This is a genomic window from Prauserella sediminis, from assembly GCF_014195435.1.
Taxonomy (GTDB): domain Bacteria; phylum Actinomycetota; class Actinomycetes; order Mycobacteriales; family Pseudonocardiaceae; genus Prauserella; species Prauserella salsuginis.
In genome coordinates this window covers 3227302-3247545 of the sequence record NZ_JACIBS010000001.1, presented here as the reverse complement: position 1 = coordinate 3247545, position 20244 = coordinate 3227302, and the positions used below count along the sequence as shown (strand labels likewise).

Sequence of the window (20244 nt, the reverse complement as noted above, 5' to 3'; positions counted from 1 at the left end):
GCCTATCCTGCCTCCATGTTCGTAGCGCAGCTCGGCTCTCCGTGGGGAACGCTCGCACTCGTCGCACTCAGCACCACCGCGATCTACCTGGCACTCATCGTGTACTCACGGCTGGCCGGCTTGCGGTCGTTCGCACAGATGACGAACTTCGACGTCGCCGCGACGGTGGCACTCGGGTCCATCACGGCGACGACCGCCGTGAGCACGGAGGTGTCACTCCTGCAGGGAGCCGCCGCTCTCGGCGTGCTGTTCGCGCTGCAGTGGCTCATCGCGCGCGTGCGCAAGTGGGACGGGGTCCAGGACGTCATCGACAACCGGCCGCTGCTGCTGATGGTCGGCACCACCGTCATCGAGGAGAACCTCGTCCAGGGCCAGATGACCCGCGACGACGTGCGCGCCAAGATTCGCCTCGCGGGCGTGACCCGGATGGACCGCGTTCGCGCCGTCGTGCTCGAAAGCACCGGTGAGGTCTCGGTACTCACGGACGACCCCGGCGGAGAACCCCTCGATCCGGACCTGTTCACCAGCGTCCGCGGTTACGAATGGCTCATCGGCGACCGGACGCCACCGGGGAAACCGTTGTGAACCACGCCCTGCCGGCTACGGAAACGAGCACAGCGGGTGCCCGAGACCGCAGGGGCGGCTTGCACATCGACAGCTCGCTCGGACACACGTTTCTCGGCTTCGGCATCACCTCCGGCCGCGCAACGGCGCGCGCACTCGCGGTGAAGCTGGGATGATCGCTGGCAGCCGGGAGGTGACCGTGAACGAGAATCACCCACTGCTCGACAACCCGCTGCTCGACACAGGGCTTCCGATCGCCCTGTTCGTCATCATGATCGGGATCGGACTGAGCCTCAGCGGCGGGGACTTCAACCAGCTGCTCCGCACTCCCCGGGGCGCCATCGCCGGGACTCTGGGCCAGGTGGTCCTGATGCCCTTGCTCGGCCTGGCGCTGGCATGGCTGCTGGCGTTGCCGCCGCTCGTCGCGGCCGGCCTGGTGATCATCGCGGCGTGCCCTGGCGGGACGACGTCGAACCTCATCGCGTACTTGGCCAGGGCCAACGTCGCGCTGTCGATCGTGCTGACGGTGATCGCCAGCCTCATCACGATCGTGACCCTTCCCATCTTCGCCAACCTGGCGCTCGGCATCTGGCCGGTAGCCGGTGTCGGCGAGATCCACGTGCCCGTGCTGCGAACCATCGCGCTGCTACTCGTGCTCGTCCTGGTTCCGGTCCTGATCGGGATGGCGGTTCGGGCCATCAGGCCCGCGATCGCCGATGCCCTGGAGCGAGCCGTGTCGGTGTTCGGCGGGCTCGTCCTCGCCGCGCTGATCGTGGTGATCTCGGTATCGCTGGGCGACGAGTTCTGGGAGTACCTGCGCAGCGCCGGCCTCCCGGTGATCCTGCTCAACCTGGGCGGACTGGCGGTCGGTTTCGGAGTGATGGCGTTGGCACGGACCTCGTGGGCCGACCGGGTCGCCGGGGCCGTCGAACTCGGTATCAAGAACGCCACGATCGGCATCCTGATCGCCGTCACCGTCATCGGACAGCCCGAGATGGCGGTTCCGCCCGGGGTGTACGGCCTGCTCATGTACGCCTCGGCGGCCGCCGTCATCTGGTACGGACGCCGACACGCACGAGGACTCGAGAACCGGGCCGACGAGCCCACCTGACACTGGACCGGGCAGGGAACCCACCGCACGCGACGAACTCCGATGATCGCTATCCACATCGGATAGTGACGAACCGGCAGGCTCGTTCGTTCGACGATGACGTGCGACCGGCCACGATCAGCTCCGATGCGTACTCGCCGGGGTGCGATGGCACAGCGCAGGAACACCACTCCCCGACACGGAACCGCGGCACTGCGTCTCGTGGCGCTGCGTCTCGTGGCGCTGCGTCTCATAGCACCGCTTCTCATGGCACCGCGTCGCATGTCACCGCGTCACGGGGCACCGCGTCACGGGGCACCGCGTCTCATGTCACAGCGTCACGGGGCACGGCGTCACGGCACCGCGTCTCATGGCGCGGGCGTCGCGGGACGGCGCCACGGCACCGAGCTAGACACGGAGTCGCAGCACAGGTCGGGAAGCGTTGCCTTGTCGTCAAACCGGAAACATGTTCTACTTCTGGCGCTCCGTGTCCACTGTCGCCGGTGTCCTAGAACACTCCCGGAAGGAGCCCCATGCGACGCCACCTCGCCCGGACGGTCACCGTGCTGAGCGCCGTGAGTGCACTCCTCACGACCTCCGTCGCGGTAGCCGACGACACCTCCGCCGCAGGACTGCGTGAGGTCCTGTTCGTCGGGAACAACTGGGAAGGAACAGTCGACGTCATCGAGCCCACCGAGCCCTACGCCAAGCTCGGCCGGATCGACATGGTCCCGGACAAGCGGGAGCGGCTCCGCGAGATCTACACCGATCCCGTGCGGCTGGCCTACTTCCTCGGGATCCGGGAGACCGTCGGCGAGGGCAACGACCAGCTCGTCGACGACATGTACTCGACTCCCGACGGGTCGGCGGTGGTGGCCTCACGTCCGAGCTTCGCCGACGTCGTCTCGGTGGACTCACGCAGCGGCGAGGTCAACTGGCGGTTTCCGGTGTCGGGCAACCGCGCGGACCACATGGCGGTCTCCCCGGATGGCGAACGCGTCGCGGTGTCGGCGTCGACGAGCAACACCGTGCACGTCCTGGACATCCGGACCGGCGACGAGGTGGGCTCCTTCGGAACCGGTGACAAGCCGCACGAGAACGTCTACACCGACGGCGGCCGATACCTGTGGAACATGTCGATCGGGGAAGTCCACACCCCGCTGGACGACCCGGCGATGGACTTCACCAAAGGCGACCGCAGGATCACGGTGGTCGACACCAGGACCTTCGACGTGATCCGGGTGATCGACATGCGCGAGCGGCTCGACGCTGCGGGGCTGGAGAAGTTCTCGGACGCGGTACGCCCCGCCGTGTTCAGCCCCGACGAGTCGAAACTGTACTTCCAGGTCTCGTTCTTCAACGGGTTCCTCGAGTACGACGTGGCCGAGGACCGGATCACCCGCGTCAAGACGCTGCCGAAGAACCCGGACACCACCGAGGACCGCACGAAGTGGGTCAACGACTCCCGGCACCACGGGATATCGATGAGTCCGTCCGGTGACGAGCTGTGCGTCGCGGGGACCATGGACGACTACGCCACCATCGTGGACCGGGAAACCCTGCAGGAAGGTCCGCTCATCACGGCAGGGAAGCCGTACTGGGCCACCGTCAACGGCGACGGCAGCCACTGCGTGATCTCCGAGAGCGCCAACGACAGGATGAGCGCGATCGACTTCACCACCGGGGAGAAGGTCGCCTCCGTACCGGTCGGCGACCACCCGCAGCGGATCCGGATCGGCCACGTCCCCCGAACCTGGGCGAACTGAACCCCGGCCGGTGAGCCGAGGCTCGAACCGCGGTGTCGGCCGATCGGCGGGCAACGCGGGCGCAGCGATCTGAGTCGACGAAACCGGGATCGCAGGATCTCAGGGGAGCCGGCCCACCCCCGGAGGCCCTGCGGCATCCACCCGGGAGCATGTAGCGAGCGCCGCGGCCCACCGGAACAACGGACGTCACCGGAGGCATGACCTTCGGCACTGGCGGCACCGGAGCGCTCCGGGGTGCACTGGCTCCACAATGGAATCGCCGGTGGGAGGACGGGCGCGGTGTTGTGGGTCGGAGCGGTCGGGACGGTGCTGTTCGTCATGGCCTTCATCGTCGACGGCTGGAGCCGCCCCGGTTACTCGCCCGTGCGGCATCCCGTCAGCGCACTCGCACTGGGCAGCCGCGGCGCGGTGCAGACGGTCAACTTCCTCCAGTGCGGCTGCGCCGTCGCCGTCGGAGCGACCGGCCTGCTGATCGCCGGTGCGCACCCCGCGCTCGCCGCGGTGCTGGCGGTCTTCGGTGCGGCTCTCGTGGCATCCGGCGTTTTCCCGATGGACCCGATGCTCGGTTATCCGCCCGGCGCGCCCGACGGGGTCCCCGACGAGAGCAGTCACCGTCACCGGCTCCACGACATCGCGGGCGCGGCCGTCTTCCTGTCCCTGCCGACCGCCATGGTGATCGCCGCGCTGACGCTCCCCGGAACCGGGTGGCGGATCGGCTCGGGCGTCGCCGCCGTCGCCCTGTTCGCCACGTCTGTCCGCTTCGCCCGATGTTGGGAGGAGGAGTCCGCACACCTCGGACTCGTCCAGCGCGGCGTCATCGTTCCCGGCTGGAGCTGGCTCGCCGCGCTGTTCGTACTGCACGTTCCCGCCTGATCGGAATCTCACCGCCGTGAACCGCGCGTGAGATCTCGCGTAAAACCCTTGTTAGTCAAGGGGAAACGTGGTCGACACCATTGACACCCGCAACGAAGGGCGGCAACTTTGCGGTGTCCCGCACCCGCGCGGCCGAGCACGTTCCCTTCCGCGACGACACCGACGTCGCCTCGCCTCTCCTCGCCCGCGACCCGACGCGGGCCAGCACGTCGATCGAGAGGTTGCACCACTGTGCGTTCGCTGCCGCCGCCGGAGCCTTCGCCGTCACGCCACGGACATTCGCCGTCGAACCACGGGGATGCACCGTCGCACCCGCGCCCGACGGTGACAACCGCCCCGGACGCCGCAGCGAGCACCAGCGGCCCGAATTCACCCGCACCGGAAACCGGCGCGGCGCGCCGGTTCCGGCCCGACATCGAAGGCCTGCGCGCGGTCGCGATCCTCGCCGTACTGCTCTACCACGCCGGTCTGCCGCTCACCGGCGGCTACGTCGGCGTGGACGTGTTCTTCGTGCTGTCCGGGTTCCTCATGACCCGGCTGATCCTCGACGAGATCGAACGCACCGGAACACTGTCGATAGGCCGGTTCTACGCGCGCCGTGCGCGGCGACTGCTGCCCGCCGTCGCCGTCGTGCTCGCGGCCGTGGCGCTGCTGTCCTGGGTGCTGCTCTCGCCCGTCGACCGCGACTCGGTGGCTACCGACCTCGTCGCCTCCGCCCTGTATGCGATCAACTGGTGGCTGTCGGGCCAGGCGGTCGACTACTTCGCGGCCGGACTGCAGGCCAGCCCCGTGCAGCACTTCTGGTCGCTGGCCGTCGAGGAACAGTTCTACCTCGTGTGGCCGCTGCTACTGCTCGGTGCCGCGTGGCTGGTGAAGCGGGTCACCGGTACCGGTGCTCCGCGGCGGGCACTGCTCGCGGTGGTCCTCGGCACGGGCGCGGTGTCGCTGGTGTACTCGTTGTTCGGCACGCTCACCGCCGCCGACACCGCCTACTTCGACACGTTCGGCCGCGGCTGGGAGTTCGCCGTCGGCGGCGCGGTCGCCCTCGTCCCGATCACCCGGCTCACGCCGAGGGCCGCGACGCTGCTGGCATTGGCAGGTCTCGCTGCGATCGGCTGGTCGGTGGTGTCGTTCGACGAGACGACGCTGTTCCCCACACCGTGGGCGCTGCTGCCGGTCCTGGGCACGGCGGCCGTCATCGCTGCGGGCACCGCGGTGCCGTCGGTCCGGCCACTGCAGCTCCTCGCGGTGCCGGTCATGCGGCACGTCGGGCGGATCTCGTACTCGTGGTACCTGTGGCACTGGCCGGCGTTGGTGTTCGCCGCGGCCGTCTTCGGCGAGTTGTCGGCGACGGAGGGCCTGGTGGCCGTCGCGGCCGCCTACGTGCCCGCCGTCGCGACCTACCACCTCGTCGAGCAGCCCTTTCGGCGGTCGGCGGCGTTCCAGCGGCCGCGACCGGCGCTGACACTCGGTGCGGCATGCACGGCGATCGCCGTGACCGCCGGGCTGGTGCTGTCGCTCACCATCCCGTCGCTTCCGACCAAGGCTCCGAACGAGGCCGCCGGCGCACCCGCGCTCGGCCACGGCGAGGCCGTCCAACGCTCCGTCGACGCGGTGCGCCCCGAACCGCGCCAGGCACCGCAGGACTGGCCCCGCAACTACGACGACGGCTGCCACGCCGACCAACCGGAGACCACCTCACCCGCGTGTGTCTACGGGGATCCGGAGTCCGACCGCACCGTCGTGTTGTTCGGCGACTCACATGCGATGCAGTACTTCCCCGCCCTCGAACGCCTCGCGAAGGACAGGGGCTGGCGACTGGTGTCGCTGACCAAGTCCGGCTGCCCACCCCCGCAGGTCAACCTGTTCAACGACGCATTGCGGCGGTACTACACCGAATGCGACACGTGGCGCGCGGACATGCTGCGCCGCATCAAGGAGAAGGAGCAGCCCGATCTGGTCCTCACCGGCGGCCGCGACACGTACACGGTGATGGACGACCAGCGGCGGCTCGATCCGGCAGACAGTGCCGAGGCGCTTCGCGATGGGTACACCGAGACGCTGACCGAGCTGCGCAGCACCGGCGCACGGGTCGTGACGATCAAGGACAACCCGCATCCGGACAAGGACGTGCCCAGCTGCGTCTCCCGCGCGCCACAGCAGCTGGACGAGTGCGCCATTTCGCAGGACACCGCCTTCGCCTACCCGCAGGTCGCCGACCACGCCGCGGACCGGGTCGAGGGTGCCCGGCTGCTCGACGCGACACCGGCGTTCTGCCGCGACGGCACGTGTCCGGCGGTCATCGGTGACGTCGTGGTCTACGGCGTGACGACCCACCTGACCGCGACCTACGCGCGCACGCTCGCACCCTGGCTCGACGAGCAGCTCTCATCGCTGAACGCCCTGGTCTGACCCGCCCGACCGTCACCGACCTCGTTATTCAACCGACGGGTTGACATCACTGCGCGCGCGGTCGTAGCGTTTATTCAACCAACAAGTTGAGGACAGAACGGTGGACGAACGTACGGAACAGCTCAACCGCGCTTTCGCCGCGCTGGCCGACCCCACCCGCCGCGACCTGGTCGCCAGGCTGGCCTGCGACGACGCGACCGTGGGTGAGCTCGCCGAGCACTACGACATGAGCCTCCAAGCGGTCTCCAAGCACGTGAAGGTGCTGGGAGAGGCCGGACTGGTAACCCGCAGCAGGGAGGCTCAGCGCCGCCCGGTCCACCTGGACGCGGACGTGTTCGACCTGATGTCGAAATGGATCGAGCGCTACCGCAGGCAAGCCGAAGAGCGATACCGCCGGCTCGACGCACTCCTGGCCGAGACGAGCGGCGACCGCGAGCAGCACACCGAGACGGAGGCATCATGACCACCACCACGCACGAGACCGAGATCAAGGCCGACGACCGGGTCCCGACGATCGAGATCGTCCGCGAGTTCGACGCCGAACCGGAGCACGTGTTCCGCGCCCACGTCGACCCCGAGCTGTACGCCCGGTGGGTGGGGCCGCGCTCGGTGAGCACACGGATCACCCGGTGGGACGCCCGCACGGGCGGCGAGTGGGCGTTCGCCAACGACCGCGACGGCGAGGAGATCGCGACCTTCTACGGCAGCTTCCACGAGGTCAGGGCCGACGAGCGGATCGTGTGGACGTTCACCTACGAGGGTGTGCCCGACGGCGTCGCACTCGAGACCCTGACGTTCGAACGACTCGACGGCGGACGTACCCGCCTGCGGGTGCTGAGCCTGGTCGAGGACTTCGAATCCCGCGACGGCATCCTGGCGAGCGGCATGGACGTCGGGGTCCGCGAGGGCTACGAGAAGCTCGACGAGCTGCTGACGAAGGACGCGTGACGATGGTTGCCGAACTCGACGGCCCGGCCCGGCGGCACGCCGAGGACGCAGCACGGTTCACCGCACTGGTCGAGTCGGCCGGACCCGGCGACTGGGCACGGCCGACACCGGTCGCTGAGTGGAAGGCACTCGACGTCGTCGAGCATCTCGTCCGGTGGTCACGCGGCTTCCTCACCGGTGCCGGAATCACGTTGCCGGACCTGGACGTGGCGGCGGACCCGGCCGCCGCCTGGAAGCAGCAGGTCACCGACATCCAGGCGATCCTCGACGCGCCCGCCGGACGGGTGCTCAGCAATCCGCACACCGGTGACAAACCCGTCGCCGAGGCGATCGACCAGTTCTACACCGCGGACGTCTGGATGCACTCCTGGGATCTGGCCAAGGCGCTCGGCCACGAGCCCGACCTCGGCCAGGAGCGGTGCGCCTCGGCGCTGGAAGGCATGCGGGCCATCGAAGGGCTCCTGCGCGACAGCGGACAGTTCGGCTCGGCCGTCCCCGTACCCGACGACGCGCCCGCGCAGGACCGGCTGATGGGGTTCCTCGGCCGTGACCCGGCCTGGCGTCCCTGACGCCGGGGCCGGCCCGCCGAGTCGCCCGGCCCCGGCCCCGCGACACCGGTATCTCTCGGGCCGCCGGGAGCCGGAGTCCGCAACGGTGGCGGAGTCTGCAAGGTGACGGCCACGGCCTCGACGGCCTTCGACGGCCGTTCCGGGCGCCGGCCGGTGGCCGGCGCCCGGAACAGGGTCAGTGCGAGGGGACCCGATCGCCGTCCTGGCCGTCGGCCCGCTCGCCACCCTGACTGTCGGTCCGGTCGCCGCCCTGGCCGTCGACGTAGCGTTCCAGCAGTTCCTGTGAGTGATGCTCGGCTCCCACGGCGGAGTCGGTGAACTCCGGCGTGTCGAACACCTCTCCCGCGGTCGGGTCGGTGTGCACGCCGTCGTCGTCGAGCCCGATCGCACCGGTTTCCGGGTCGACGGTCGTGGCGTGCGCGGGCACCTCGTGGACCGCGAGGATCGTGTTGTCGGGTGTCAGCCTCCGGGCGGGCGAGGCCGAGGGCCGCATGTCGAGCCCGCCCAGGGTGGCCGACACCCGCTTCAGCGCACCGCGGCTGCTCCCGTTGCCGTTCCCGTTGCCGTGGCCGTTGCTGGACCGCAGCAACTCGCGCAGGCTCCGCTCCATCTCACGGTCGGTGTCGGAGTTCTCGCGAGCCGCCTCGACCAGTGCCGATGGGGTGGCTTGGGACCGGATGCGGACGTAGCGGGGCATGGTGGCGACCTCGAGGCGGAACATCCGCCACATCGCGACCATCGCGAGCACGTAGACGATCGACAGCGGAGCCGCACCGGCCAGGGAACTGACCTGCAGCACCGTCAGCGCCGCCTCACCACCCGCCATGAGCAGCAGTGCACCGGCCACGCCGACGAGGACCGCCCAGAACACGCGCGTGACCCACGGGGTCTCGCTCCGCCCGTTGTGGGACAGCACGTCGACCACCAGCGAACACGAGTCGGCGCTGGTGACGAAGAACAGCGTGATCACCACGATCGCGATGACCGACAGTACGGTGACGATGCCCTCGGTGACGGGAAGCTCGCCGAACAGCAGGAACAGCGCGGTGTCCTGGTCGACCGCGCCGTCGCCGCCGACCAGGTTGCCGTCGGTGAGCTGGCTCAGCACGCCCGTGCTGCCGAAGATCGTGAACCAGACCAGCGACACCAGGGTCGGAGCCAGCAGCGCACCGAGGATGAACTCACGGATCGTGCGGCCGCGCGAGATACGCGCGATGAACATGCCGACGAACGGTGCCCACGCGAGGAACCACGCCTGGTTGAACAGGGTCCAGTCCAGCGTCCACGTGTCACCCGCGCCGGCCCCGGTGACGAACGCCAGCTGCGGAATGGTCTGCAGGTACTCGCCGAAGTTCTGCACCAGCGAACGCAGCAGGAACACCGTCGGCCCGACCAGCAGCACCACAACGGCCAGCACCGTGGCGAGCGCCATGTTGGCGTTCGAGAGCCACCGCAACCCCTTGTGGAGTCCCGTGACGACCGAGATGGTGCCGAGAGCCGTGATACCGAGCACCAGGACCACCAGCAGCGTGTCCGAGGGCTCGAACCAGCCCTGGTACGACAGCCCGGCCTGGATCTGCAGCACACCCATACCGAGCGAGGTGGCCACGCCGAAGACGGTACCGACGATGGCGACGACGTCGATCACGTGCCCGACCCACGATTCGATGAGCCTGCGGCCGAAGATCGGCTCCAGCAGCCAGCGGATCGACAGTGGACGACCACGGCGGAACGTCATGTAGGCGAGGCCGAGCCCGACGATCGCGTAGATGCCCCAGGCGTGCAGTCCCCAGTGGAACATCGACTGTCCGATCGCGGCGCGCCCCGCCTCCTCGGAACCTGCCTCGACGCCTGCCACCTCGGGCGGGCTGAACATGTGGTTCAGCGGCTCCGAGACACCGGAGAAGACCAGGCCGATGCCCATGCCGGCGGAGAACAGCATCGCGAACCAGGAGTACAGCGAGAACTCCGGCCGCTCATCGTCCCTGCCGAGCCGAATGTTGCCCACTTTGGACAACGCGGCCCACAGGCAGAACAACAGCATCGCGGTGACGACGATGATGTACCACCAGCCGATGTTGGTGCCGATGACGTTGCGCAGCTCAGTGAACGCGTCGGCCGCGCCGTCGCCGTAGCGCGCGCCGTACCACGTGGCGAAGCCCAGCGCGGCGACGATCACGATGACGGCCGGCACGAACACCGGTTTCGACAAGCGCGCCTTCGGCGGCGCCTGCGACGCCTCCGGTCTCACCTCTTCCTGCGAAGCCACGAATACTCTCCTGTTCGACCATGTCTCGAAGGCCCGCTTTGGCGCCGGCCCGCTCACACCCTGCACCGGAGGGCCCGGCCCGCGAACACGGGGCATGAGCGGGCAGCGTCGGCTGCCCTTCCGGTCGGGGTGTCACAATTCCCGAAAACCCGGTATACAGATCGGTAACCAGGCGGCGGTCAGGCTATGTATACAGATTTGTAAAGTCAAGGAGCGGGCGTGGACGACCAGCGCATCGACCTCGATCGCCTCACGCCGGGCGCACGCAGGATTCTCGAGGTCGCATCGGCGTTGTTCTACGAACAGGGCATCCATCCGGTCGGCGTCGACACCATCGCGGCCGAGTCGAAGGTCACAAAGCCGATCCTCTACAAGAACTTCGGCAACAAGGACGGCCTGGTCGCCGCCTACCTCCGGAATCGGCACGACACGTGGTGGCCCGTCCTCGAGGCCGCCATCGCCGCCACGGAGAAGCCGCGCGCGCTGGCGTTCTTCGACGTCTACGCCGAGGACGCCAAGACCATCACCCGCGGCTGCGCCTACCTCAACGCGGCGGCCGAGCTCACCGAGGAACACCCCGCCTACGCGGTCATCCGCAGGCACAAACACCTGGTGTGGAAGCGACTGGCCGAACTGATCGCCGAGGACCTGCCGGACACGACGGAACCGGAGCGCCTCGCCGACCACCTGTTCCTGCTCCTGGAGGGCGCGTTCGCCCACCACCGCATCTACGGCGCCGGCCTGCTCGCCGAGGGCCGCGAGATCGCCGAGGGATTGCTGCGAGGGTGAATCTCACCGGCCCCGCTGTGCCTCCTTGACCAGCCCACCGCCGATGATCAACCGCTGGATCTCGCTGGTTCCCTCGTACAGGCGCAGCAGCCGGACCTCACGGTAGATCCGCTCGACCGGCACCTCGCGCATGTACCCGGTGCCGCCGTGCACCTGGACGGCGAGATCCGCGACCCTGCCGACCATCTCCGTGCAGTGCAGCTTCGCCACCGACGGGGCGATCCTGCGGTCCTCGCCGGTGTGGTATTTCCGCGCCGCGTCCCGCACCAGCGCCTCGCCGGACATCACCCCGGTCTGCATGTCGGCCAGCATCGCCTGCACCAGCTGGAAATCGCCGATCGGCGTGCCGGCCTGGGTGGCGCCCGCCGCGTAGGCCACGGACTCGTCCAGCGCGCGCCGCGCCGCACCGACCGCGAGCGCGGCGATGTGCACCCGGCCGCGGGCCAGCGACATCATCGCCGCCCTGTACCCGACCTCCTCGGAACCACCGACCAATGCGTCGGCGGGCACACGCACGCCGTCGAACGTGACATCGGCCGTCCAGGCACCCTCCTGTCCCATCTTGCGGTCCTTCGGTCCCACGTGGACACCCGGCGCGTCTGCCGGGACCAGGAACACGGCGATGCCCGGATCCTTGCCCTCCGCCTCACGCGTGCGTGCGAACGTGACGAACAGGTCCGCGATCGGCGCGTTGGTGATGAACCGTTTGCCGCCACTGATCACCCAGTCGTCACCGTCCGCCTCGGCCTTCGTGCGCAGGCCCGCAGGGCTCGATCCGGCACCCGGCTCGGTCAGCGCGAACGAGGCGACCACCTCTCCCGAGGCGATCCGCTCCAGCCACGCGGCCTTCTGCGTGTCCGTGCCGTAGTTCACCAGCACCTGGCCCGCGATGCCGTTGTTGGTGCCGAACAGCGATCGCAGCGCCAACGACGTGTAGCCCAACTCCATCGCCAACTCGACGTCCTGCGTCAGGTTCAGCCCGAGCCCGCCCCATTCCTGCGGGATCGCGTAGCCGAACAGCCCCATGTCCGCGACCTGCGCGCGGAGGTCGTCGGGGATCGCGTCGGCCTCCATGATCTCGTTCTCCCGTGGCACCACCCGGCTGCGCACGAAATCGCGGGTGGCGGCGAGGATCGCGGCGAAGTCCTCGTCGCCGACCTGTTCGAGACCGGGCTTCGACATCGGATCGGGCGTCGTGGTCATGGCGGTCGCCTTCCTGTCGGTCACTGGATCACGCCGTCGGCGCGCAGGTTCTCGAGTTCCCCGGCTGGCACGCCGAGGGCGGTGAGCGTCTCGTCGGTGTGCGCGCCGAGCGCGGGCACGTCCCCCATGACGAGTTCGACGTCGCGGAACGTCATCGGCGGCAACAGCGCCCGCACGGGGCCGTTCTCGGTGTGCACCTCGCGCCAGCGGTCGCGTTCGGACAGTTGCGGGTGGGCGATGAGACCCGCCATGTCGTTGACCTGAGCGGCGGCCACGCCGGCCTCGACGAGGCGCGCTTCGAGGGTCGCCGTGTCGAACCTCGCGGTGCGTACGCCGACCTCCGCGTCGCACGCCCCGCGATGCTGCACGCGCAGCACGTTCGTCGCGAACCGCGGGTCGGCCGCGAGCTCGTCGTCGGACAGCACCTCGCGGCACAGCGCGTCCCATCCGCGGTCGTTCTGCACGCCGATCAGCACCTGGCCGTCCCGGGTCGGATAGGCGTCGTACGGCGCGATCGCGGCGTGGCTCAGCCCGAGCCGGGGCAGCTGCCGGCCGGCGTACATCGCCACGTACATGGGGTGTCCCAGCCATTCGGCCGTGGCGTCGAACATCGACACGTCCACGCTCGCGCCCTCGCCCGTGCGCTCGCGCCGCAACAGCGCGCCGAGCACCCCTGTCAGGACGTACATCCCGGCGGCGATGTCTGACGTGGGGATGCCGGTCTTGGTGGCCTGTTCGGGCGTCCCGGTGATCGACACCAGGCCGCTCTCCGCCTGCACGAGCATGTCGTAGGCCTTGCGGCCCGCCTGCGGCCCGCCGTCGCCGTAGCCGCTCAGGTCGACGGTCACCAGCCGCGGATTCCGGCTGCGCAGCACGGCTGCCTCGAGGCCGAGGCGGGCGGCGGCACCGGGCGCCAGGTTCTGCACGAAGACGTCGGCGGTGTCCAGCAGGTCCGCCAGCAGCCTGCCGCCCCGCTCGGATTTGACGTCGAGTGCGAGTGACTTCTTCCCGCGGCCCAGCCACACGAAGTGAGAGGCGACGCCGCCGACCGTGTCGTCGTAGGCCCTGGCGAAGTCGCCCTCGCCGACCCGCTCGACCTTGATCACCTCGGCGCCCAGGTCGGCGAGATGCCGCGTGGCCAGCGGCGCCGCGACGGCCTGCTCCAGCGCGACCACACGGATTCCCTCGAGCGGCAGCGCCGGCGGCGAGTCGGCGTCGGTGTCGACCATGCCTCGATCCTGCCAACACGACCAATACCCGGCAATGGCGTAATCGGTATGGTATCCATCATGCGCACGCATCAATCGCCTGTGCCCACGCGTACCGACGGTCGCCCGTGACCGCCGGTACGCCCGAGCCGGGAGACGCCGGATGGACCTCCACCACGTCAAGGCCTTCCTCGCCGTCGCCGAGGAACTGCACTTCGGCAGGGCCGCCGCACGACTGCACGTCGCCCAGCCACCGCTGAGCCGCACGATCCAGCAGCTCGAACGCCACCTCGGCGCGGCGCTGTTCGACCGCACCACCCGCCGCGTCAGCCTGACCCCGCAGGGCGAGGCGCTCGTGCCGGCGGCCTACGGCATCGTGGGCGCCTTCGACGCCGCCGAGCGGGCGGTCGCGCACGCGGGCGAAGGAGCGGTCGGCAAGGTGTCCATCGGCTTCGCCGGCCCGTCGTCGCACCCGCTGATCAGCGCGCTCGCCCAGCGCGTCCGCCAGGACCAGCCGGGCATCGAACTGGCGCTGAGCAGCACGACCTACGGCTCCGACGCCATCGGCCAGCTCACCGACGGCACCCTCGACATGGCGATCGTGCGCTGGGACGCCACACCATCGGGAATGCGCTCCCGGGTGGTCCGCGTCGACCACTACGTGATCGTCGTTCCCGAGTCGCACCCGCTCGCGGGACGCGACTCGGTCGGCATGGACGAACTCGCCGAAGAGCCGTGGGTCTTCCTCGAGGCCGCGACCGGCTCGTCCCTCCGCGACACCGCGATCCGCAAGGCCGAGCAGGCGGGGTTCACACCACGCATCGCCCAGCAGGGGCCCGACACGTGGACGCTCATGGCACTCGTCGCCGCCGGCGTGGGGCTGACGCTGACCGTGGACACGGCGTTCCGGAACGTCATCACCACCGGCCTGTCGGTCATCCCCCTCGAAGGGGGCAGGGAGGAGGCGCTGGCCCGCCTGATCTGGCGCGCCGAGACCACGCCCGCCGTCGACCGGGTCCTCGAACTGTCCGAACGTGCGCTGCCCACGCCCGAGGACTACGGCGGCCTGTGACCCGTCGCGGTCGGTGGCGGTCGACACGTCGTCGCCACCGACCGGCTCACCGCAGATACAGCCGCACCGTGTCGATCTCCTCCCGCAGCAGGCGGACGTCCTCGGCGCGGGGCCGCGGCGTCTCGGCCACGTCCGCGCGTACGCGCAGGTCCCAGCCGGTGTTCTCGGCCGCCTCGGCCACCGTTACACCCGGATGAACCGCCGCGAGCTCGAGTTCGCCGTAGCGGTCGGGCCTGCGCAGAATGCCGAGCGGCGTGATGACCGTGGTGACGCCCGCACCTTCCGGCTGGTGGAACCCCTCCTGCCGCCGCGCCCTGACCGGACTCGGCGAGGTGCAGAAGTCCACGTCCGCGGGCAGCGCGTGCGGATCGTGGCGGCGCAGCACGACCACGATCTCGCGGGCGGAAGCCATGATGTCGCTCGCACCGCCCGATCCGGGCAGCCGCACCTCAGGCCGCCTCCAGTCGCCGATGACGGAGGTGTTGATGTTGCCGACCCGGTCGACCTGTGCAGCGCCGAGGAACCCGACGTCGACGTACCCGCCCTGCAGCACATAGCCGAACAGCGCGTCCATGCTCAGCATCGCCTCGGACCCCGACACCAGCACCGAGTCGGCGATCCCCTCGGCCATCGCCTCCGGATGCGCACCGACGACGCCGGACTCGTAGACGAGTTCCACTCCCGGGTTGACGGTGCGTTTGGCCAGGTCGACGGCCAGCGTAGGGAGGCCCACCCCGGCGAACACCCGGTGGCGACCGGCGAGTTCGCGCGCGGCGACCGTGGCGAGGAACTCCGCGCTGTGCGGCGGAACATCGGCCACGTCCGCAACGGGTCGCCCGGCCGACGACCGTTCCGCAGTGGACGGTCCACTGCCGTGCCGGGAAGAGTCTGCCGTCATTCCTTCCTCCGTCCGTAGGAGACCGAACCGGAAGGGGCCGGCGCGACCCGCAGCCCGTCCCAGCGCTGCTGCCCGAGCTTGGCGAGATAGCCCGCGTGATCGGCGGTGCCATGAATCCACTCGTCGATCCACGCGAGCGCCGCCTCCCTGTCCCGACTGATCGGCGTCCACTCCCGGTAGAAGGCGCTGTCCCGGTCGTAGCAGCCCTGTGCGTACGAGGGGTGCGCCCCGCCCGGCACCTCGACGACCGCGTCCACCGCGTGTGCGGGGATCAGAGTGCGGTTCGGATCGGCGCGGACCACCTCCGGCGCGACGATCTCCTCGACCGTCACGATCACGGCGGAGGCGGCGTACGCCGCGGGCGCCTGCGCTCCGGTGATGCCCCACAGCTGCGTGTTGCCGCTCGCATCGGCCCGCTGGGCGTGCACGATCGTCACGTCGGGGTTGAGCGGCGGCACGACGTACACCCTGCCCTCGCCGTACGGACTCTCCACCGACCGGATGCGGGGATTGAGCGCGGGCAGGTCACTGCCCACATAGGACAGCAGCGGCTGGAACGGCAGTCGTTTCGCACCGGCCTCGTACCGGCAGTACATGCCGTAGTGCGAGTACTCCTCCGTCTCCAACGGCGCCGGATCGTGCTGTTCGACCCGGCGCCGGATCTCGTACAGCGAGCCCGCCGAACCGCTGGCGAAGAACGACGCCACGAGCCTGCTCACGCAACCGGCGACCAGGAGCTGGTCGGTGAGGATGTCCGGCGTCATCCGGCACATCGTCAGGTCACGCCTGCGCTGCCGGATGATCTCGTGCCCCGCCGCGAACGGGATCAAATGGCCGAAGCCCTCCAGCGCCACGGTCATGCCGTCCCGCACGTGTGCGGCGACCGCCTCGGTCAGCGTCGTCACCTTCGAGCCGGTCACGTGCGCACCTCCGGATCACCCTCACGCCGCTCGCCTGACCCGGCGCCGTCCGGCAGTGACTCGTCCCGCAGTGACTCACCCTGCAGGGCCTCGCCGGACCCCGCCGCGGCAGCGGCGACCGCGTCAGCGGCAGCCGCGTCATCGCCGCGACGCTCCGGCGGCCCGGCGTGGTGGCCGAACAACCGGAGCCCCGCCAGCAGTGCGACCACCACGACCAGGCCCGCCATCGACGACACCGTCTCCGGCAGCAGCAGTGCGACGCCCCCGGCGAGCGCGACCGCGCGCGCCCACCCCGGCATCCGGACCTCCACCAGCGGTGCGTATCCCTCGAACGCGGCACCCATCGCGAAGACACCGACGATCGCCAGCCCGACGGCCTGCAGCACGGATCCGACGTCGTCCTGCGCGACCAGTGCCGGGTTGAGCGCGAAGCAGAACGGCACGATGTACTTCGCGGCGCCCAATCGCATCGCCGTGACCGCCGTGGCCATCGGCGAGCTGCGGGCGATGCCCGCCGCCGCGAACGCGGCGAGCGCGACCGGTGGCGTGATGTAGGAGGCCGCCGCCCAGTAGATAACGAACAGATGCGCGGCGACCGGGTTCACCCCGAGTTCGATGAGCGCGGGCGCCATCACGATCGCGAGGAAGACGTACACCGCCGACACCGTCATCCCCATGCCCAGCACGAAACACGTGACCGCACCGGCGATGAGGATCAGCAGCACGTTGTCGCCGACGGCCGCGACGAGTTCGCGGGCCAGCGACAGCGACGCCCCGGACATCGACAGCGCGCCGACGATCAGTCCGACACCGGCGATGATGCCGACGATCTCGGCGATCGACCGTCCCGAATCGACGACGACTGCGAGCAGACCGCGGGCCCCGAGCCGGTGCCGCGGCCGCACCACAGCGATCGCCAGCAGCAGCGCCGCCGCCATGAACGGGGCCTGCGCCTCGTCGCGCTGCCACACCAGCAGCAGGATGAGCGCGCCCAGCGCCAGCAGATACGGCCAGCCCGTCCGCAGCGTCGCCAGGGCCTTCGGCAGGCGTGACCGCGGTTCGCCGCGCATGCCGGTGCGGGCGGCGTAGGCGTCGACCTGGGTGAAGACGCCGACGTAGTAGAGCAACGCCGGCGCTGCCGCCGCCTGTGCCACCTCGGAGTACGGGATGCCGAGGAACGAGACCATCAGGAAGGCCGCCGTGCCCATGATGGGCGGGGTGATCGATCCGCCGGTGGCTGCGGTCGCTTCGATACCGGCAGCGTACGTGCCGGGATAGCCCGCCCGCTTCATCGCGGGAATCGTCATCGGACCCGTGGTGAGCACATTGGACACCGCCGACCCGCTCATCATGCCCATGGACGCCGAGCTCGTCACCGCGACCTTGGCGGAACCGCCCCGAGCGTGACCGAACACGCTGCGCGCGAGGTCGATGAAGAACTCCGCACCGCCGGTGCGCTGCAGCACGACCCCGAACACCAGGAAGCCGATCAGGATCGCTCCCGCGGTCTGCAGCGGCAGTCCGAGGATCGAGTCCGGCCCCAGCGCGTGAACCGTGGCCGCACGTTCGATGGGGAACGGCACGCCCTGCAGGAACCCGATCGGCATCTGCTCCGCGATCAGCGGGTACAGCGAGAACGCGCCCGCGATGATCGTCACGACGAGTCCCGCAGTGCGCCGCAACGCCTCCAGTACCAGCAACCACAGCACGAACGACCCGGCGACCGCGAGCGGCGGCGCGGCGTAGTCCCAGCCTTCCAGCGAGATGTCCTCGGCGTGCACCGCGAAGTACAGGTTGGTCGCGACACAGACCACGGCGAGGACGGCGTCGTACCAGGGCACCGAGAACCGGGACCGGTCGGCGGACTTGCGCGCCCTGACGAGAATGAAGACCTGCGACAGGAAGCACGCCAGTACGACGTACAGGAAAGCGTTCAGCAGCAGCGTGAAACCGCCGGGGTTCCAGAAGAAGACCTGGTTCAGAACGATCAGCACCCCGGCGATGGTCAGCGTCACGGCCGCCCCCGCCCAGAACCGTTGCCCGCCGGTGAGCCGCGCCGTCTCCGCGGCCGTCACCACCGGGCCGTGCTGCCCGTCGGCCGGGCCGTCCCGGTGGTCGTCGGCCGAACGTTCGTCGATCACGTCATTCATCGCCGGCCTCCTCGAGGTGCTGCTTCTTCCAGGCCGCCCAGTCCCGGCGGAGGTTCTCCGACTCCTTCACCTGCTGCCAGCCGCGGCGGAGCTGCTTCTCCTGTGCCAGCAGTTCGTCCTGCCGCTGCTGGGCCTCGGCGGTCCACACGCCCTCCTGCTCGAGGACCTCGACCAGGCCAGGGTGGAACGGCACCTCCACCGGCGCGATCATCGCGTCGTCGGTCGACCACAGATCCGTGGTCGAGGTCGCGTCCCGGTACTTGTCGTAGCTATCCACAATGGATCGCGCCAGCTGGGAGGCGACCACGTCGGAGGTGTCGGCATACGTGATGACCGGCACCGCGTACCAGAAGCCGGTGTTCGAGCCGCCCTCCTCCTGGCCCGGCGCCCCGGTGAACGAACGCAGCTCCACCGACGGCACGTTCTCTTCGATGGCCCGCTGCGTACGCGGATCGTTCTCGTCGAACTCGAGCCAGTGCACCGGGGTGGTCGATTCGAGTTCCGCCAGCGAGGAGCCGTACACCTGCTGGAACAACACGTCCAGCTTGCCTGCCTTGAGCGCGTCGGGCTGCTCGCCGTACCCGATGTCGACCGGACGGACGTCGTCCCAGGTCAGCCCGGCGCTGGCGAGCATCGCCTTCGTCTTCTGGTTGACCGAGGGGTTGGCCGTGACCCGCGGGACCCGCTTGCCTTCGAGGTCGGCGGCCTCCTCGATACCGGAGCCGTCCCTGGCCATCCAGCTGTGCGGGGCGGTCGGGGCCCAGACCACCCGGGTCCGCTGTGGCCCCCAGTCCTCGTCGGCGAACTCGTGCTCGGCCCGGAACCCGAAGATGTACTCGTCGCCGACGCGCGCGAACTGGGTCTGGCCGTCCTTGAGCGGCAGCATCCGGCCGATAGCCGTGCCGGAGGTGATGATTCGGAACCGGGTCCCCTCCGCGGCGGTCACGGCGTCCGCGACGGCTGCCACGTCGGCGAACGTCGCGGTCCCCGTGCCGTAGGTGGACAGCGCCACCACGTCGATCGGGGTCTCACTGCGCGCCGGATCCTCACCCCCTCCACAGCCGGAGAGCAGGAGCAGGGCAGCGGCCACGAGCGCGGCCGGCGTGTGACGTCGTGTGTCCATCCATTCGTCCCGTCGTTGGGAGAAGCGCCACCCGCAACGGTGATGGACGGCACACGTTCGACGCCAATACTTCTTGTCGACCCGATTGATACCCGCACAGTGTCAGTGCTGTGGTCGATTTTTCCGGCAGTGGCCGTAATCAGGCTCGTTCCCCACTTCACCGCCGGCCGCAACCGCCAACGCCCCCAGGGCACCCTGGGGCGTTGATCGAGCGCTGCCGCGCGGGACGCATCCGTCTGGGTGGTGGGAGACGGTCGGGAGCCACGAGTCTTCCGCTCGCGGAGCGACTCCGACCACGTATCGCACCGGTCCCCCGGGGTCCTGACCCGACGGCATAGCCAGGGCAGCGCTTCCCGGCGGCAGGCTCGCCTCCCACAGCACGAACGGCTC

At 69.7% G+C, this 20244-nt stretch carries 17 protein-coding genes; 10 read left to right on the top strand and 7 right to left on the bottom strand.

What is annotated here, in order from left to right:
- Positions 1-15: 15 nt before the first annotated feature.
- The 8 genes from FB384_RS14715 to FB384_RS14680 all read left to right on the top strand — a co-directional run bounded on the left by FB384_RS14715 (position 16) and on the right by FB384_RS14680 (position 8222).
- On the top strand, positions 16-585 hold the full coding sequence (locus FB384_RS14715; RefSeq protein ID WP_183783520.1) for a DUF421 domain-containing protein: 570 nt from the start codon (positions 16-18) through the stop codon (positions 583-585).
- 178 nt (positions 586-763) lie between these two features.
- Positions 764-1675, top strand: coding sequence for a bile acid:sodium symporter family protein (locus FB384_RS14710; protein ID WP_221212738.1), 912 nt, complete (start codon positions 764-766; stop codon positions 1673-1675).
- Between the two features lie 512 nt (positions 1676-2187).
- Positions 2188-3420, top strand: a complete 1233-nt coding sequence (locus tag FB384_RS14705) for a YncE family protein (RefSeq protein WP_183783518.1) — start codon at positions 2188-2190, stop codon at positions 3418-3420.
- 279 nt (positions 3421-3699) lie between these two features.
- Positions 3700-4293 (top strand): DUF998 domain-containing protein, encoded by a 594-nt coding sequence (locus FB384_RS14700; RefSeq protein WP_323985236.1) that lies wholly within the window; start codon positions 3700-3702, stop codon positions 4291-4293.
- A gap of 324 nt (positions 4294-4617) precedes the next feature.
- Complete coding sequence (locus tag FB384_RS14695) at positions 4618-6705, top strand: acyltransferase family protein (protein ID WP_183783516.1); 2088 nt, start codon at positions 4618-4620, stop codon at positions 6703-6705.
- A 100-nt stretch (positions 6706-6805) separates the two neighbouring features.
- Positions 6806-7168, top strand: coding sequence for an ArsR/SmtB family transcription factor (locus tag FB384_RS14690; RefSeq protein ID WP_183783514.1), 363 nt, complete (start codon positions 6806-6808; stop codon positions 7166-7168).
- A complete protein-coding gene (locus tag FB384_RS14685) occupies positions 7165-7653 on the top strand; it encodes an SRPBCC family protein (protein WP_183783512.1) in 489 nt (162 codons plus the stop codon). Before FB384_RS14690 ends, FB384_RS14685 begins: the two co-directional genes overlap by 4 nt.
- Before the next feature lie 2 nt (positions 7654-7655).
- Entirely contained in the window at positions 7656-8222 is a 567-nt protein-coding gene (locus tag FB384_RS14680) for a TIGR03086 family metal-binding protein (protein WP_183785564.1), read from the top strand.
- Between the two features lie 175 nt (positions 8223-8397).
- Here FB384_RS14680 and FB384_RS14675 read toward each other — a convergent pair whose 3' ends face one another.
- Positions 8398-10491, bottom strand: a complete 2094-nt coding sequence (locus tag FB384_RS14675) for a BCCT family transporter (RefSeq protein ID WP_258936559.1) — start codon at positions 10489-10491, stop codon at positions 8398-8400.
- Positions 10492-10710: 219 nt separating this feature from the next.
- On the opposite strand from FB384_RS14675, the gene FB384_RS14670 reads away from it, so the two are divergent.
- Positions 10711-11280 carry a TetR/AcrR family transcriptional regulator gene (locus FB384_RS14670; RefSeq protein ID WP_183783509.1) on the top strand — a complete coding sequence of 190 codons (570 nt, stop codon included), beginning with the start codon at positions 10711-10713 and terminating at the stop codon, positions 11278-11280.
- A 3-nt stretch (positions 11281-11283) separates the two neighbouring features.
- Here FB384_RS14670 and FB384_RS14665 read toward each other — a convergent pair whose 3' ends face one another.
- Positions 11284-12483 (bottom strand): acyl-CoA dehydrogenase family protein, encoded by a 1200-nt coding sequence (locus FB384_RS14665; RefSeq protein ID WP_183783508.1) that lies wholly within the window; start codon positions 12481-12483, stop codon positions 11284-11286.
- A 20-nt stretch (positions 12484-12503) separates the two neighbouring features.
- Positions 12504-13712: a CaiB/BaiF CoA transferase family protein gene (locus FB384_RS14660; RefSeq protein WP_183783507.1), complete on the bottom strand. Its 1209-nt coding sequence runs from the start codon at positions 13710-13712 to the stop codon at positions 12504-12506.
- 142 nt (positions 13713-13854) lie between these two features.
- Here FB384_RS14660 and FB384_RS14655 point away from each other — a divergent pair, with 142 nt between their 5' ends.
- Positions 13855-14763 carry a LysR family transcriptional regulator gene (locus FB384_RS14655; protein ID WP_183783506.1) on the top strand — a complete coding sequence of 303 codons (909 nt, stop codon included), beginning with the start codon at positions 13855-13857 and terminating at the stop codon, positions 14761-14763.
- Positions 14764-14809: 46 nt separating this feature from the next.
- Here the strand turns inward: FB384_RS14655 and FB384_RS14650 are convergent, their stop codons facing one another.
- From FB384_RS14650 to FB384_RS14635, 4 genes are read right to left on the bottom strand one after another with little or no spacing between them, the layout of a single operon-like run.
- On the bottom strand, positions 14810-15661 hold the full coding sequence (locus FB384_RS14650) for a CoA-transferase subunit beta (protein ID WP_183783505.1): 852 nt from the start codon (positions 15659-15661) through the stop codon (positions 14810-14812).
- The gene (locus tag FB384_RS14645; RefSeq protein WP_183783504.1) at positions 15658-16581 is read right to left on the bottom strand and encodes a CoA transferase subunit A; all 924 of its coding nucleotides are present in this window, start codon (positions 16579-16581) and stop codon (positions 15658-15660) included. Before FB384_RS14645 ends, FB384_RS14650 begins: the two co-directional genes overlap by 4 nt.
- Positions 16578-18731, bottom strand: coding sequence for a TRAP transporter permease (locus FB384_RS14640; protein ID WP_183783503.1), 2154 nt, complete (start codon positions 18729-18731; stop codon positions 16578-16580). The genes FB384_RS14645 and FB384_RS14640 overlap by 4 nt, the downstream gene beginning before the upstream one ends.
- Complete coding sequence (locus FB384_RS14635) at positions 18724-19854, bottom strand: TAXI family TRAP transporter solute-binding subunit (RefSeq protein WP_183783501.1); 1131 nt, start codon at positions 19852-19854, stop codon at positions 18724-18726. Before FB384_RS14635 ends, FB384_RS14640 begins: the two co-directional genes overlap by 8 nt.
- Between the last annotated feature and the right edge of the window lie 390 nt (positions 19855-20244).

Excerpts from the sequence above, each read along its gene's own strand:
- FB384_RS14715 (WP_183783520.1), top strand. The coding sequence starts at position 16 with ATGTTCGTAGCGCAGCTCGGCTCTCCGTGGGGAACGCTCGCACTCGTC.
- FB384_RS14705 (WP_183783518.1), top strand. The coding sequence starts at position 2,188 with ATGCGACGCCACCTCGCCCGGACGGTCACCGTGCTGAGCGCCGTGAGT.
- FB384_RS14685 (WP_183783512.1), top strand. The coding sequence starts at position 7,165 with ATGACCACCACCACGCACGAGACCGAGATCAAGGCCGACGACCGGGTC.
- FB384_RS14680 (WP_183785564.1), top strand. The coding sequence starts at position 7,656 with ATGGTTGCCGAACTCGACGGCCCGGCCCGGCGGCACGCCGAGGACGCA.
- FB384_RS14665 (WP_183783508.1), bottom strand. The coding sequence starts at position 12,483 with ATGACCACGACGCCCGATCCGATGTCGAAGCCCGGTCTCGAACAGGTC.
- FB384_RS14660 (WP_183783507.1), bottom strand. The coding sequence starts at position 13,712 with ATGGTCGACACCGACGCCGACTCGCCGCCGGCGCTGCCGCTCGAGGGA.
- FB384_RS14655 (WP_183783506.1), top strand. The coding sequence starts at position 13,855 with ATGGACCTCCACCACGTCAAGGCCTTCCTCGCCGTCGCCGAGGAACTG.
- FB384_RS14650 (WP_183783505.1), bottom strand. The coding sequence starts at position 15,661 with ATGACGGCAGACTCTTCCCGGCACGGCAGTGGACCGTCCACTGCGGAA.
- FB384_RS14640 (WP_183783503.1), bottom strand. The coding sequence starts at position 18,731 with ATGAATGACGTGATCGACGAACGTTCGGCCGACGACCACCGGGACGGC.
- FB384_RS14635 (WP_183783501.1), bottom strand. The coding sequence starts at position 19,854 with ATGGACACACGACGTCACACGCCGGCCGCGCTCGTGGCCGCTGCCCTG.